Genomic DNA, 12,837 nt, shown 5'->3' on the forward strand with positions numbered 1-12,837 from the left:
CGCCCGCCGCGCGTGCCGCGCCCGCCGCACCAGGGACGGCCGCCGAGCGTGCCGCGCCCGCCCGCCCCACCGGGCCTCGCCCGGGCGAGGTCAGCCCTTGTACTGCCGGTAGGCCTCCTCCGCCGCGTCCAGCACCGCGGCCAGGTCCCCGCCGGCCGTGGCCGTCGCGGTGGCGGCCACCGCGCCCTCGACGAACGGGGCGTTGGCGAACCTGACGGGGAACGGCAGTCCGTGCTCGTCCGCGTCGGACAGCAGCGCGCGGACGGTGGTGACCGCCCCGCCCAGGTCGGCGAGCACCACCACGCCGTGGCCCTGGTCCACCCGTCGGGTCGCGGCAGCCACCAGGACGGCGCTGATGCCCGGTCCGTCCGACGGGTCGCCCCCGGTGGCGGCGACCGGCGCGGGGGAGTCGGATCCGGTCAACGCGAGTGCGAGGGAACGTACGGCGGTGGCCAGTTCCTGGCTGTGCGAGACCAGGACGATCCCGACCCTCCCGTGCACGGCGGGCCGGGCGGGGGTCGGCCGGGGCACCGAGGCGGGCGAGGGGGGCGTACGGGGTGCCGGGGGGTGGGCCGAGGGGGCGTCGGAGATGGGGATGACGTCGGCGCGGGTGCCGTCCCGGCGGCTCATCGGCTGCTCCCTTGAGCGGATCGTTGGGTGGATCGGTGGATGGATCGTTGGGCGGGTCAGCGGGCGGGTCGCTGGGTGGACCGGTGGATGGATCGTTGGGCGGGGCCGGTGAACGGATCGGCGTCCGGATCGGTGGCTGAATCGTTCGAGTGGCGCGGGCCGGCAGGGCGGTGGGGCGGCGCCCTGGCAGCACTCTGGCAGCTGCCCGCCGCCCCCGCCGGTCGGGACACGCCTCGACCCGTCCTCCGGCGGTGTCCGTCCCCGCCCGGAGGAGTCCTCGTCAACCCGCTGACCGGGGCCGGGCGGTGTGGCTAGGCTGGCTCCGGAACGCCGTCGGGAGGAGATCGGTCAGTGGGATCCAGCAGCGGGACGAATACGGAGGCCGGCGTGGCGCGGCCGGAGTTGGCGCCGAACGGGAAGCCCAGGGTGGACTTCACCGGGGCGGAGTGGCTGTGCAGCAGTCAGGGCGTCGGGGACGTGCAGATCGCCTTCGTGGACGGCTACATCGGGATGCGGGACGGCCGTCAGGAGGACGGGCCGGTCCTGGTCTTCACGCCGGGCGAGTGGCGGGCCTTCGTGCTCGGCGCCCGGGACGGCGAGTTCGACCTCACCTGAGGCGGCGCGCCGGGCGGTTCACAGCGGGAGCGGACCCCCGATCGACGGGGGTCCGCTCCGCAGACGATCTTTCGGGTCCGAACATCACAAGTGATGATCCATTGAGCGTGCCCCGTCAGAATTTCTGTTGACTGTTAGACAAACGCAGCTCAGAGTATGAGCACGGGCAGACGCCGTGCCCACCGCCCCCACGCGGCCAGACACGGCGCCTGCTGTGCGGCCCGGCAGTACTGCCAGGCCATCCTCCCAGTCATCCCCTGCGCACCGGGGTGCGTCGGCCGGTCCCGGCCCCATGAGGGGCCGGCAGTCGCCGGGAGGTTGGCGCCGACGCCGAGAGCGACTCGGATGACGGCACCGATGCTCGGGACCCGCACGCCCCCACGCGGCGGCGTCCCGAGCAGATCCACGGGAGCGACGGGCCGGGGCCCCGCGGATCTGGCTTGTGATGCATGGAACTGTTGGCTTGTGTGTTCGTGCTGTGTGCGACGACGAAGCTGGGTGCTCGGCGGTTCGGCACGACAAGTGCACAGTGAGGGAAACGCGTGTAGGGCCGCGTTGCGACATGCCGTCCCCCCGAAGGGTGAAACCCAGAACGGCTGTCGTGCTGAACCGAACGTAGCCCGGACGGTTGCTCAGAGTCAACATTGGTCTCTGAGCGTCGATCTCCCGCTCGTCCCCCGGCGGCGCCCGACCCACCTCGCGAGCGTGGTCTGCCGGACACGTACGATGTTCCCATGTCTTTTCTCCGCCGTCGCTCCGGACAGCCCGCCGGCCCGGACTTCGACGTGCTCGCGATGGACCCGGGTGACTGGCCCGGTGACTTCGGTGCGGCCATGATGACCGGCCCGGACGGCTCCTGCCAGGGGATTTTCCTGCGCTACGACCTGTTCGGCGGCAGAGGCCCGGCGATGTTCATCGGCAACCTCCCCGAGGGTTCGCCCGCCAGGGAGACCGGCGACGACGTGCCCTTCGAGGTGCGGCAGCTGCTCGCGGCGCTGGAGAACGACGAGCCGGTCGAGTTCGTCTCGGCCGAGGACTTCCCGGTGATGCTCGGGGACGACCTGCTGATCGTGAAGAAGGTCAAGGTCAGCGAGGAACGCGTGTTCTGCGCCCAGTTCGGCCGCAGCGACGGCGTCCTGGTCACCATCGCGTCCTGGGACCGACCGATTTCGGACGACCTGTATCAGCTGCTGAAGCCGCTCCCCGCGGACATGTTCCAGCAGGGCTGATCCCGGCGGGGCCGGTCGGTCCCGCCCGGGGGGCGGACGCTGCTTGACGGTATCGATCAACGGTTCGTACAGTCGCGAACATGCCGTGCCGTCTCCCGCTGCTGACCCGTCGCAGGCATCTGGATCTGCGGCGCACCGCCAGCGCGGCGTGTCCGGGCCGCTGAGGGGGGATTCGTCCCCCGGCGGCGGGCGGTCGACCGGTGTCCGGTCGGCGCCGACACCAGGGGGCGGGCCGTGAGCCGGCCTCCGGGGCCGCCAGTCGGTACCGCGCGCCCGTACGGCGTGCCGCCCGCATTCGCCGAGCCCACGCTGCCGCCCGGAGGCACCGCATCATGACGACCCGCACCGTCAACCGTTCGACCGTCGATCGTGCGTCCGAGGACGCTCTCGCCGGACGCCGCTCCCGGACCGCTCCGCGAACGGCGGATTCCGACCGGTCCGATTCCGGCCATCTCGAATCCACCGGTTCCACACCCGCCGGTTCCGCCGCTTCCGCCGGTTCCATGCCCGCCGCTGCCGGCTCCGCGTCCGCCGGGCCCGCCTCCGCCGGCCCGGTGCGTTCCGCCTCCGCCACCGCGCGCGCTGCTTCCGCGTCCGCCGCCACCGACCCCGGGCCCGACCGCACCGGGATCGAGGCCGCGCTCGCCGGGCTGCCCCGGGTGGTCGACCTGCTGGCCGCCCGCGCCGAGGAGCACGACCGCGACGCGACCTTCCCCTACCAGGGCATCGAGGCGGTCCACGAGGCCGGGCTGCTCACCCTCACCGTCTCCACGCGGTACGGCGGTCCGGGCGGAACGCTCGCCGACACCGTCCGGGTGCTGTCCCAACTCGGCCGCGGCGACGCCTCGGTGGCCGTGGTCACCGCCTTCACCCTGCTCCGGCACGCCGAGCAGGCCCGCCGCGCCGACTGGCCGACGGCCGGCTACCGGCGGCTGCTCACCGAGTCCCGGCGCGGCCCGGTACTGATCAACACCCTGCGGGCGGAGCCCGGGGCCGTCGTGGGCGAGCTGCCCGCCACGGTCGCCCGACGGGACGGCGACGGCTGGCTGCTGACGGGCCGGAAGACGTACTGCACCGGCGCCGAGGCGCTCGCCTGGATGGCGGTCACCGCGCGGACCGACGAGGAGGAGCCGAGGGTCGGCACCTTCCTGGTCCGCGGCGAGAGCGAGGGTCTGGAGATCGACCCGACCTGGGACCAGCTCGGCCTGCGGGCCAGCGCCAGCCACGATGTCGTACTGGACGGGGTCCGGGTGCCGGCCGACCTAGCGCTCGGCCTGACCACCGGCCGCCGGACGGCCCGTCAGGGCGTCGACGCCGAGGCCGAACTCTCCCTGGCCTGGCACGACCTGGCCCTCTCGGCGGTGGCGATCGGCGTCGCCCGGGCCGCCGAGGCCTGGCTGATCCGTTTCCTCAACCAGCGCACTCCGGCCAACCTGACCGAGCCGCTCGGCACCCTGCCGCGCTACCGGACCGCCCTCGGCGAGATCGAGGCCCAGCTGATCGGTGCCGAGGAATTGGTCGAGGGGCTGGCCTCCCGGGTGGACCGGGGCGAGCCGGAGGCGGTCGCCCGGACCGGTCCGGCCCACCTGCTGGCGACCCGGGCCGCGACGGCGGTGGTTCAGCAGGCCGTCGCCCTCACCGGCAACCCCGGCCTGAGCCGGCGTCACCCGCTGGAGCGCTACCTGCGGGACGTGCTCAGCAGCCGGGTGCACCTGGCCGCCGACGAGACCGTCCTGGAGGCCGTCGGACGGGCCGCGCTGGAACGGGGCACCCGGCCGTAGCGCCCGGGCCCGGCGGTCGTTCCCGGGGCCACGAGGTGCCCCGGCCCGGCGGCCGGGAGAGGCCCCCGACCTCCGCCCGGCGATGCCCGGACCCCACCGCCGCGCCCCGCCCGCGCCGACCAGCGGGGCGAGCAGGGCAGGGCGCGGCGGGACGGGCAGGGCGCGGCGGGACGGGCAGGGCGCGGCGGGCAGGGCGGCGGACCTCTGACCCCCGTGGCTCAGCGGGTCCCGACCGCGGCGCGGACGGCGCGGCGGGCGAGCGCCGCGTCGTCGTAGAGCCGGCGGATCATGATCCGCTGCTCCTCGCCGGCGCCCGGCACGTCGTACAGCCGGATCTCCCGCATGAGCACCAGCACCAGGTTCACCAGGAACGCGTCCCGGGCCATCGTGCCGCCGTTCTGGGCGAGTTGGCTGATCTGGCGGCGTGCCGCGGTGTCCCCGGACAGGACGCTCCAGAGCACTGCCAGGTCGTAGCCGGGCAGGTACCAGCCGGCCTGCTCCCAGTCGACCAGCACCGGGCCGGACGGCGCCAGCAGCATGTTGCTGAGCAGGGCGTCGCCGTGGCAGAGCTGGAGCGGGGTGTGGCCGAGGCCGTGCAGCAGGCCGCGCAGGTCGCCGGCGTCCCGGTCGGTGAGCTGGCCCACCGAGTGGTAGCGGGCGATCTCCAACTGGTAGTCCAGGCGCGGCTGGAAGACGTCGGTCGGCGGCCGCCACAGGTTCAGCGTGCGGACCGCGGTGAGCAGCGCCCGCACCTCGCCCGGGGTGGGCGCGTTGACCGGGTGGCGCTCGCGGGCGGCCGGGCGCCCGGGGATGCGCTCCATGACCAGCACGCACCGGTCGTGGTCGGCCGCCACCAGCCGGGGCAGCCGCACCGGCGGGCGGTGCCGGACGAACGCCCGGTAGACCGCGACCTCGTGGTGGAAGTCGGCCACCAGCTGCTCGAAGTACTCACTCCGCACCGCCTGCGGCGCCAGGCACTTGGCGACCACCGGAGCCCGCCCGATGGTGCCCGCCACCAGGATGTGGCGGCTGCCCTCGCGCAGGACCTGGCGCGGGGTGAACGCGGGACATATCCGCGCGACACTGGCGAGCGCCGCCCGGACCGCCGGGGTCTGGAGTGCCGAGGGATCGATCCGCTCGGGGCCGCCGCCGGGCTGGCCGGGCCGCCGGGCCCGCAGCACCTGGCCGTCGGCCTGCCGGGCCAGCGGCATCCGGCCACCGGCCGGCATGGCGGTCTCGGGGGCGCGCAGCCCCAGCGCGGTACGGCCGGTGGGGCCCAGCGCCGTGCGGCCGGTCGGGACGACCCGGGTGTCCGTGGCCCGGCCCTCCGCGCCGCGCGGGGCCGCCGGACGGCTCGCCGGGGGCACCGCCCTCGGGCCGGTGCGGCCGGCGGCTGCGGCGGGGGGGCGCAGCGCGGGGCGGGTCGCGGTGGGCGTGGGGGTCGTCGCTGAGGAGTACATGGGCTGAGGGTGGTCCCTTCCGGTCCGTCGGCGGGTGTTGCCCCGCGGGGGCGGGGGAGGGCCGGTGCCGTGTGCTTCCTGGCGTGACGGCGGCCCTGCGGGTGGTGCGGTACGTCGGGTGGTGCGGTGCGTCGTGCCGTGCGGGGGGTGGTGCGCGGGCGCCGGGCACGGACGCGGGGTCAGGAACCCCTGTTCGGCGGTGCTCCGGCCGTCCGCACCCTGGGGAATGCGGTCGGCCGGACTGCCGTGGCCGTGCCCGGCGCTCCCGCGCCACCCGGCCGCGCCACCCCCTCGGGTGAGGACCGGGAGCGTCCCGCGCCACCGTCGGGGGACAGCCCCGACGCTGGTGGGACGCCGCCCGACCCGGGGGGCGAGGTGGCGCACCCCTACAACACACCCGTCGGGCACTGGCTTAGTAGTCTGGCGGGCCCTGGCGAACGGTGGCGAATGCTCGCCCGGCACTTGCCCGAGCCTCTAGCCTCGGATCAGCCGAGGAACCTGGGGGCTTCATTGAGCAGGGAACCCAACACCCGACTGGCCGATCTGTTCGTCCTGACCGGATGGTCGAAGGGCGAGCTGGCGCGGCTGGTCAACCGTCGGGGTGCCGCGATGGGTCAGCTGCAGCTGTCCACCGACACGTCGAGGGTACGGCGTTGGATCGAGCAGGGGGAGATCCCGCGCGATCCGGTGCCGAGGGTGCTGGCGGCCGTGTTCACGGAGCGGCTCGGCCGTGTCGTCACCACTGAGGACCTCGGTCTGGAACGACACCGGCCCACCAGGTCCGGAGCGGACACGTCCGGAGCAGTCCCGTGGTCGCCGGATCGAACAGCCGCGGTCCTCACCGAGTTCACGGGAATGGACCTCATGCTGAACCGACGTGGATTGGTGGGCGCCGGAGCCGCGCTCACGGCCGGGGCGGTCATCGCCGACTCGCTGAAGGGCTGGCTGGGAGGGGACGCGGTCGCGTACGCGGCGTCCGTCCCCGGGCCGCGACAGGTGGTCACCGGGAGCGGAGCGCACCCGGTGGTGGACGTGTACGACGCGGGCCCGGTCGGGTTCGACGAGGTGGAGTCGCTGGAGCACTCGGTGCAGGTGTTCCGGGCCTGGGACGCCGCCCGCGGCGGCGGCCTGCAGCGCAAGGCGGTGGTCGGCCAACTGAACGAGGTCGGCGGGCTGTTGACGCACCGGCACGCACCGGCGGTCGAGCAGCGGCTGTGGCTGGTCGCGGCCAACCTGGCGGTGCTGGCGGGCTGGATGTCGCACGACGTGGGCCTGGAGCCCACCGCCCAGAAGTACTTCATGATGGCGGCGGACGCGGCCAAGGAGGCCGGCGACCGGCCGCGGGCGGGTGAGGCGATCTCCCGGGCTGCACGGCAGATGGTGCACCTGGGCCGGGCCGACGACGCGCTCGACCTGATGTCGGCGGCCAAGGCGGCCGGCGGGCGGCTGCTGCCCAGAACGCGCGCCATGCTCAATACCGTCGAGGCGTGGGCGCACGCCTCGATCGGGCACTCCCAGGACACCTACCGGCTGCTGGGGGAGGCCGAGGACCTGTTCGGCGAGGAGGCGTCGGAGCCGCCGCCCTCGTGGATGCAGGTGTTCGACGAAGCCGAACTGCGCGGTATGCAGGCCCTGGTGCTGCGCACGCTGTCCGAGCACGTCCCGGCGGCGGCCGACGAGGCCCGTCGGCACGCGGAGCGGGTGATCACCCTGCGGGAGGGCACCGGGCAGCTGCGTTCGGCGTTGTTCGACCGGATCACCCTGGCGTCGGTGCATCTGATCACCGGGGAGCCGGACGCGGCGCAGTTCCAGGCCAAGATGGTGCTGAACCTGATCGGCCAGAACTCCTCGCACCGGACCTGGGACCGGCTGCGGGAGATGTACCGGCTGACCGCGCAGTACCGGGGGCTGGCGGTGGTGGACGAGCTGCGGGAGGAACTGGGCCGGGAGCTGCGGGCGGCGGACGCCAAGAACCGGCGGCGGCTGACCTGACGGGCTCCCGGGCGGCCCCCGGCGGGTGCGCCCCGGGGGCGCGGGCGTCCGTCCGCCGGAGTCAGAGCGGGGGGGCCGGGCGGAGCAGCATGTGCAGGGCGACCACGGTGCCGTCCGTGCCGAGGACGGGCTCGCTCGCGCACTCGACGCCGTCGTGCCGTCCGCAGGGGCGGCGGACCCGCAGGGTGCCGGCGGCGTGGCGGCCGTGCACCAGGGCGTCGGTCATCATCCGCCGCAGCAGCGGCCGGTCCGCTTCGGGGAGGCGGTCGGGCAGCCGGTCGAGGCTGAGCGGGCCGTGCTCCGGGTCGCAGCCGAGGAGGCGGTAGGTCTCCGGGCTCCAGTGGATCCCGTCGGTGAGCAGGTCCCATGCGGCTGAGCCGAGCAGACCCTCGTCGATTGCGCCGTGGCCGCCGTTGTCGTCCAGGTAGCGGCCGGACGGCTCCTGCGTGGTGCCGTCCACTCTGCCGTCCGTTCCGCTGCCGGCGTCGCCCGTGCCGTCGCCGGCACCGTTTCCGCCCGCGGTGCCGGGAGCGTCCGCCGCGGTGCCGTGCACCGTGCCGGTCCCGCCCGTCGGGGCGCCGTCCACCGCGGCGGCTCCCGGCGGGCGGGTGGCGCCTAAGGGCATGTTCATGGCGAACCCATCGCTCGGGTACGGCCCGTGGGGTGCGAGCCGTTCGGACAGTGAGAAGACTGTCGCACAGCGTCGTCACCCTTGCGGGCGATTTGGACAGAACGCAGGCAAAATTCCTCTGGCATATGCCACTGTGGCCGGAGCCTTCGTCGCCCTGTGTGCGGACCGGGGCCCGAGGCGGTAACCTTCGGTGATTCCGGCGCCCGGGCGCCCACCGCAGTACCGACCAGAGACCCCGGCGACGGAAATCCCGTTGCCACTCCGACCGCCGCAACGGATGCTGACCTCATGTTCGAGCCAGTGATAGCACCCAGTGCCAGCCTCCTAGGCCTCCTTCAGCGAGGCCGTGGTGACGGGCAGCTCCACGCGCTGGCCGCCGACCGTGCCGAGGCCATCGCCGCGCTGGAGGAGTGCGTCACCAGGGATCCGCGAGCCGACTGGCAGGTCGAGAGCCGCTCCCTCTACTACGCCCGCATCTACATGGACCTGGAAGCCCCCCTCGAAGGCATCGAGGACCACCTCCACTCCGCCGAGGACCTGGTCACCGACGACGAGAGCCGCACCGGCCTCGCCCTTTCCGTCCTGGGCCACCTCGCCGCGTACGGCCGGCGCGACGCGCTGCTGATGCTGCGCGAGTACGCCGCCACCGGCGCCAACTGGTCCTGGGCCCTCGACGAGCTCGCCCTGCGGGACGACGACCGCGGCCTGCTGCTGCTCGGCACCGCCGTCCTGGACCACTTCGCGCCGGGCCCCGAGGGCGACGCCGAGCTGCGCGAGTTCATCCGCAACGCGTACGAGCCCCGGCCCTGGCGGCTGTGGGCGGCCTACCACCCCAGAGTGGCCGCGGCCAGCGAGCAGTCACCCTTCGACCTGTGGCAACGCCAGATCAACCGCAGCGGCGTCACCCCCGGCTGGTCCACCGCCGACGTACTGGCCTGGGCCGACCAGGGCGAGCTCGGCGGCCTCGGGGTCGGCGCGTTCCTCGGCCGCCCCGACGGCCGCGGGGAGCCCGCACGCGGCACCGACGCGCCGTCCGGCCCCGACGCGGTGGACCGCCGCGCCGCCGCTGCCGCCCGCTGCCTGACCGCCGTGGTCCGGCCCGAGGACCGCCCGCTGCTGCTGGAAGCGGCGCGCGACGGCCTGCCCGGCGCGCGCCGGGCCGCCCTGCGCCACCTGGTCGAGCAGCGCGACCCGGCCGCCGTCGGGCTCATCGAGGCCGCCGCCGCGGACGTGGACGACCGGATCGTCCGGGCCGCGCTGGAACTGCTCGGCCGGATGCGCGGCCCCGAGGTGCTGGCCCAGGCCCGCCGCTGGGCCGACCCGGCCAGCGGCGGCGCCGACAGCGCGCTCGGCGAGGCCGCCGTCCAGCTGCTCGCCGACGCCGGGGAGCCGGCCGACGCACCGCTGGTGGTGGCCGGGCTGCGCCACTGGATCTCCGTGCGCGGGGTCAGCGGTACCGGGCTCGGGTCGCTGGTGGACGGTGCGGGGCGGCTGGCCGCCGCCGACGCCGTGCCGGTCCTGCGCCACATCTACGGCGAGGCCGCCTCCTCCGAGCTGCGCGGACGCGCCGCCCAGGCGCTGGCCGCGACCGACGTGCACTTCCCCGAGGGGCCCGCCGTCGAGTGCCTCTGGGACTGCGAGGAGTCCACGCGCGAGCTCGCCGCGCGCCACGTCGCCACCACGGGCGACGCGCGTGTGCTGGAGCGGTTGCGCAGGCTCGCCGCCGACCCGGCCGAGGAGGCCGAGGTCCACGCCGCCGTGCGCGGCCGGCTGACCGCCGCCCGGGAGTTCGGGCGTTAGGGTCGGCCCACAACGTTCAGTGGGCCGGGACACCGACACGGTGTCCCGGCCCACTCGTTTTCGCGGGTCCTCGTACTGAAATCCGGTTCTACTTCACCGCGCCCGCGTCCGGGGTCAGCACGCCTCCGATGACCAGTCCGATGATCAGGACGCCGAGCAGGACCCGGTAGACCACGAACGGCATGAAGCTGTGGCTGGAGATGTACTTCAGGAACCAGGCGATCGCCGCGTAGCCGACCACGAAGGCGATCACGGTGGCCAGGATGGTCGGCCCCCAGGCCGGCGCCGGACCCTCACCGATCTTGAACAGCTCCAGCGCCCCGGAGGCGAGCACCGCCGGGATGGCGAGCAGGAACGAGTAGCGGGCGGCCGCCTCCCGGCTGTAGCCGAGCAGCAGGCCCGCGCTGATCGTGCCGCCGGAGCGGGACACGCCCGGGATCAGCGCCAGCGCCTGGGCGAAGCCGTAGATACCCGCGTGCGGCAGCGTGAGGTCGGTGATCGGACGGGCGTGGCGGACGGCCCGGGTGCGGTCGGCGAAGGCCAGGACCAGGCCGAAGACGATCAGGGTGGTGCCGATGATCCGCAGGTCGCGCAGGTGGGTCTCGATGGTGTCCTGGAACAGCTTGCCCAGGATGCCGATCGGCAGGGTGCCGATGATCACGAACCAGCCCATCCGCGCGTCCGGGTCCGAACGCAGCGCCGGCCGGAACAGGGACAGCGACCAGGTCTTGATGATCGAGGCGATGTCCCGGCGGAAGTAGATCAGCACCGCCGTCTCGGTGCCGAGCTGGGTGACGGCCGTGAAGGCCGCGCCCGGGTCGTCCCAGCCCAACAGGGCGGAGAAGACCCGCAGGTGGGCACTGGAGGAGATCGGCAGGAACTCGGTGAGACCCTGGATCAGGCCGAGGACGGCCCCGTGGAACCAGTCGATCACCGGGCACCCGCCGGGGATATCCGTCGGGCGTGGGGCAGGGGCGGCATGGGCGGGTCCTTGCGGGTCGGAAGGGCATGCGGGGCCGCCGTGACCCGCCCGGCCCGCGGGCCGCGCGCGAGCCCGGCGCGCGGCTGATGGTACGGGGTGAAGGTGACGGTTCTTTGTTCACCCTTTGTCGCGGCTTTGCGCACAAGCCCGCCGCCGCTCCGGAACCCGCCCGGCGTCGGGCCTAGAGCACCGGCCGGGCCCGGACCCAGGTGCGGTCCGCGGTCAGGTAGCGCTCGACCACCAGGTCGGCCTCCGCGAGCGCCCGCTCGAACGCCTCCGTGCCGAGCGGGCGGGACAGGAAGGTCTGCGTCCAGGTGCCGTCCGGGAAAACGTACTCGAAGCGCACGGAGTTGACGCCGTCGCCGACCGGCGTGGCCGAGACCAGCCGGGCCCGGCCGTCCGGGCCGATGGCGCTCTCCCGCGGCACGTTCCGGTGCCAGTCCTCGCCCTCGCGCTGCACCAGGACGCAGCCGTCCTCGGTGACGTGGCGACGGCAGGTCTCCAGCAGGCCCCGGCGGACCGTCACGTCACCGGCGTGCACCAGGAAGGAGGCGAGCACGACGACGTCGAAGCGCTCACCGAGGTCCAGCTCCTCGATCGGGCTGCGCACCGTGCGGACGTCCGCGCGGACCCGGGCCAGCATGTCGGGGGACTCGTCCACGGCCGTCACGGCGAAGCCGCGGTCGGTCAGCGGGTGCGTCATCCGGCCGACGCCGCAGCCGAGTTCGAGGATGCGCGCGCCGGGCGGCACCGCGGCCTCGATCACGTCCGGGGCGTCGCCCGCGGGGAGCCGGCTCCACACCTCGACGGCGCAGCCGTCCGGGCTGATCGCGCCCTCACCCGTTCCGTCGTAACCCGCGCGTCGTTCGTCCGCCATGCCCTTCATCGGAACACGGACGGGTGCACAGGGGAAGAGGGCGTCGGAACGGGATTGTCAGATACCCCAGGGGGGTATATGTTCGACAGCGACGGAGCGAGGGAAGCGGCGCCGAACGGGGCGCCGGGGCGCGTGGAGGACGACATGGCACACCCCGAGCAGCACGAGCACCATGATCACCACGGACATCACGGACACCACGGGCACGGGCACGACCACGGCGGTGGCGGAGCCGGCTGGCGGACGGCCGCGCAGGCGACCCTGCACTGCCTCACCGGGTGCGCCATCGGCGAGATCCTGGGCATGGTGCTCGGCACCGCCTTCGGCCTGCACAACGGCGCGACCGTGGTGCTCTCGATTCTGCTGGCCTTCGTCTTCGGTTACGCGCTGACCATGCGCGGCGTGCTGAAGGCCGGCCTCGACGTCGGCGCCGCGGTCAAGGTCGCGCTGGCCGCCGACACCGTCTCGATCCTGGTGATGGAGCTGATCGACAACACCGTGATGGTCACCGTCCCGGGGGCGATGGACGCGGGCCTCGGCGACCTGTTGTTCTGGGTGGCGCTGGCGGGTTCGCTGGCCCTGGCGTTCGCACTGACCGTCCCGGTCAACAAGTGGATGATCGGCCGGGGGCGCGGCCACGCCGTGGTGCACGCCCACCACGGGCACTGATACCGACCGGGGGTATCGAAGCCTCTCGCCTGCGGCCCGGGCCCCCCCGTAGACGGGGGGCGCGGGGCGCGGCGGGTGGGGGGGCCCCAACCCCGGCGGCGGCGGGGGGGGGGCCCCCCGGGGGGCGGGGGGGGCCCCAGTGTGTTTTTAAAAAAAGAAGCGGCCGCCCCC

12 protein-coding genes are annotated in these 12,837 nt (G+C 74.4%); 7 read left to right on the forward strand and 5 right to left on the reverse strand.

Annotated elements, in window-relative coordinates:
- Positions 1-90: 90 nt before the first annotated feature.
- A complete protein-coding gene (locus tag ACFVUY_RS39280) occupies positions 91-630 on the reverse strand; it encodes a PTS-dependent dihydroxyacetone kinase phosphotransferase subunit DhaM (RefSeq protein WP_387694432.1) in 540 nt (179 codons plus the stop codon).
- 387 nt (positions 631-1,017) lie between these two features.
- Here ACFVUY_RS39280 and ACFVUY_RS39285 point away from each other — a divergent pair, with 387 nt between their 5' ends.
- The 4 genes from ACFVUY_RS39285 to ACFVUY_RS39300 all read left to right on the forward strand — a co-directional run bounded on the left by ACFVUY_RS39285 (position 1,018) and on the right by ACFVUY_RS39300 (position 4,255).
- Positions 1,018-1,245: a DUF397 domain-containing protein gene (locus ACFVUY_RS39285; RefSeq protein ID WP_359914630.1), complete on the forward strand. Its 228-nt coding sequence runs from the start codon at positions 1,018-1,020 to the stop codon at positions 1,243-1,245.
- A 734-nt stretch (positions 1,246-1,979) separates the two neighbouring features.
- Positions 1,980-2,474: a hypothetical protein gene (locus ACFVUY_RS39290; protein ID WP_030058989.1), complete on the forward strand. Its 495-nt coding sequence runs from the start codon at positions 1,980-1,982 to the stop codon at positions 2,472-2,474.
- An 80-nt stretch (positions 2,475-2,554) separates the two neighbouring features.
- On the forward strand, positions 2,555-2,638 hold the full coding sequence (locus ACFVUY_RS39295) for a putative leader peptide (protein WP_350526312.1): 84 nt from the start codon (positions 2,555-2,557) through the stop codon (positions 2,636-2,638).
- 339 nt (positions 2,639-2,977) lie between these two features.
- Entirely contained in the window at positions 2,978-4,255 is a 1,278-nt protein-coding gene (locus ACFVUY_RS39300; protein WP_387736850.1) for an acyl-CoA dehydrogenase family protein, read from the forward strand.
- A 218-nt stretch (positions 4,256-4,473) separates the two neighbouring features.
- Here ACFVUY_RS39300 and ACFVUY_RS39305 read toward each other — a convergent pair whose 3' ends face one another.
- Positions 4,474-5,484: an aminoglycoside phosphotransferase family protein gene (locus ACFVUY_RS39305; protein WP_387694460.1), complete on the reverse strand. Its 1,011-nt coding sequence runs from the start codon at positions 5,482-5,484 to the stop codon at positions 4,474-4,476.
- A 741-nt stretch (positions 5,485-6,225) separates the two neighbouring features.
- Between ACFVUY_RS39305 and ACFVUY_RS39310 the strand changes: the two genes are divergently transcribed.
- Complete coding sequence (locus ACFVUY_RS39310; protein WP_387694434.1) at positions 6,226-7,707, forward strand: hypothetical protein; 1,482 nt, start codon at positions 6,226-6,228, stop codon at positions 7,705-7,707.
- A 61-nt stretch (positions 7,708-7,768) separates the two neighbouring features.
- On the opposite strand, the gene ACFVUY_RS39315 is transcribed toward ACFVUY_RS39310, so the two are convergent.
- Positions 7,769-8,338 (reverse strand): hypothetical protein, encoded by a 570-nt coding sequence (locus tag ACFVUY_RS39315; RefSeq protein ID WP_387736851.1) that lies wholly within the window; start codon positions 8,336-8,338, stop codon positions 7,769-7,771.
- A gap of 288 nt (positions 8,339-8,626) precedes the next feature.
- On the opposite strand from ACFVUY_RS39315, the gene ACFVUY_RS39320 reads away from it, so the two are divergent.
- The gene (locus ACFVUY_RS39320; protein WP_387736852.1) at positions 8,627-10,138 is read left to right on the forward strand and encodes a HEAT repeat domain-containing protein; all 1,512 of its coding nucleotides are present in this window, start codon (positions 8,627-8,629) and stop codon (positions 10,136-10,138) included.
- An 88-nt stretch (positions 10,139-10,226) separates the two neighbouring features.
- Here the strand turns inward: ACFVUY_RS39320 and ACFVUY_RS39325 are convergent, their stop codons facing one another.
- Positions 10,227-11,069, reverse strand: coding sequence for an undecaprenyl-diphosphate phosphatase (locus tag ACFVUY_RS39325; protein ID WP_380353153.1), 843 nt, complete (start codon positions 11,067-11,069; stop codon positions 10,227-10,229).
- 232 nt (positions 11,070-11,301) lie between these two features.
- Entirely contained in the window at positions 11,302-11,997 is a 696-nt protein-coding gene (locus ACFVUY_RS39330) for a class I SAM-dependent methyltransferase (RefSeq protein ID WP_387736853.1), read from the reverse strand.
- Between the two features lie 144 nt (positions 11,998-12,141).
- Between ACFVUY_RS39330 and ACFVUY_RS39335 the strand changes: the two genes are divergently transcribed.
- A complete protein-coding gene (locus tag ACFVUY_RS39335) occupies positions 12,142-12,666 on the forward strand; it encodes a DUF4396 domain-containing protein (RefSeq protein ID WP_387736854.1) in 525 nt (174 codons plus the stop codon).
- The last annotated feature ends 171 nt before the right edge of the window (positions 12,667-12,837 follow it).

The sequence above is a fragment of the Kitasatospora sp. NPDC058063 genome (assembly GCF_042885395.1).
GTDB lineage: Bacteria > Actinomycetota > Actinomycetes > Streptomycetales > Streptomycetaceae > Kitasatospora > Kitasatospora lactacystinica.

What these genes read in the sequence shown, in the direction of transcription:
- ACFVUY_RS39280 (WP_387694432.1), bottom strand. Translation starts at nt 630, where the DNA reads ATGAGCCGCCGGGACGGCACCCGCGCCGACGTCATCCCCATCTCCGAC.
- ACFVUY_RS39290 (WP_030058989.1), top strand. Translation starts at nt 1,980, where the DNA reads ATGTCTTTTCTCCGCCGTCGCTCCGGACAGCCCGCCGGCCCGGACTTC.
- ACFVUY_RS39295 (WP_350526312.1), top strand. Translation starts at nt 2,555, where the DNA reads ATGCCGTGCCGTCTCCCGCTGCTGACCCGTCGCAGGCATCTGGATCTG.
- ACFVUY_RS39300 (WP_387736850.1), top strand. Translation starts at nt 2,978, where the DNA reads ATGCCCGCCGCTGCCGGCTCCGCGTCCGCCGGGCCCGCCTCCGCCGGC.
- ACFVUY_RS39305 (WP_387694460.1), bottom strand. Translation starts at nt 5,484, where the DNA reads ATGCCGGCCGGTGGCCGGATGCCGCTGGCCCGGCAGGCCGACGGCCAG.
- ACFVUY_RS39315 (WP_387736851.1), bottom strand. Translation starts at nt 8,338, where the DNA reads ATGAACATGCCCTTAGGCGCCACCCGCCCGCCGGGAGCCGCCGCGGTG.
- ACFVUY_RS39320 (WP_387736852.1), top strand. Translation starts at nt 8,627, where the DNA reads ATGTTCGAGCCAGTGATAGCACCCAGTGCCAGCCTCCTAGGCCTCCTT.
- ACFVUY_RS39330 (WP_387736853.1), bottom strand. Translation starts at nt 11,997, where the DNA reads ATGGCGGACGAACGACGCGCGGGTTACGACGGAACGGGTGAGGGCGCG.
- ACFVUY_RS39335 (WP_387736854.1), top strand. Translation starts at nt 12,142, where the DNA reads ATGGCACACCCCGAGCAGCACGAGCACCATGATCACCACGGACATCAC.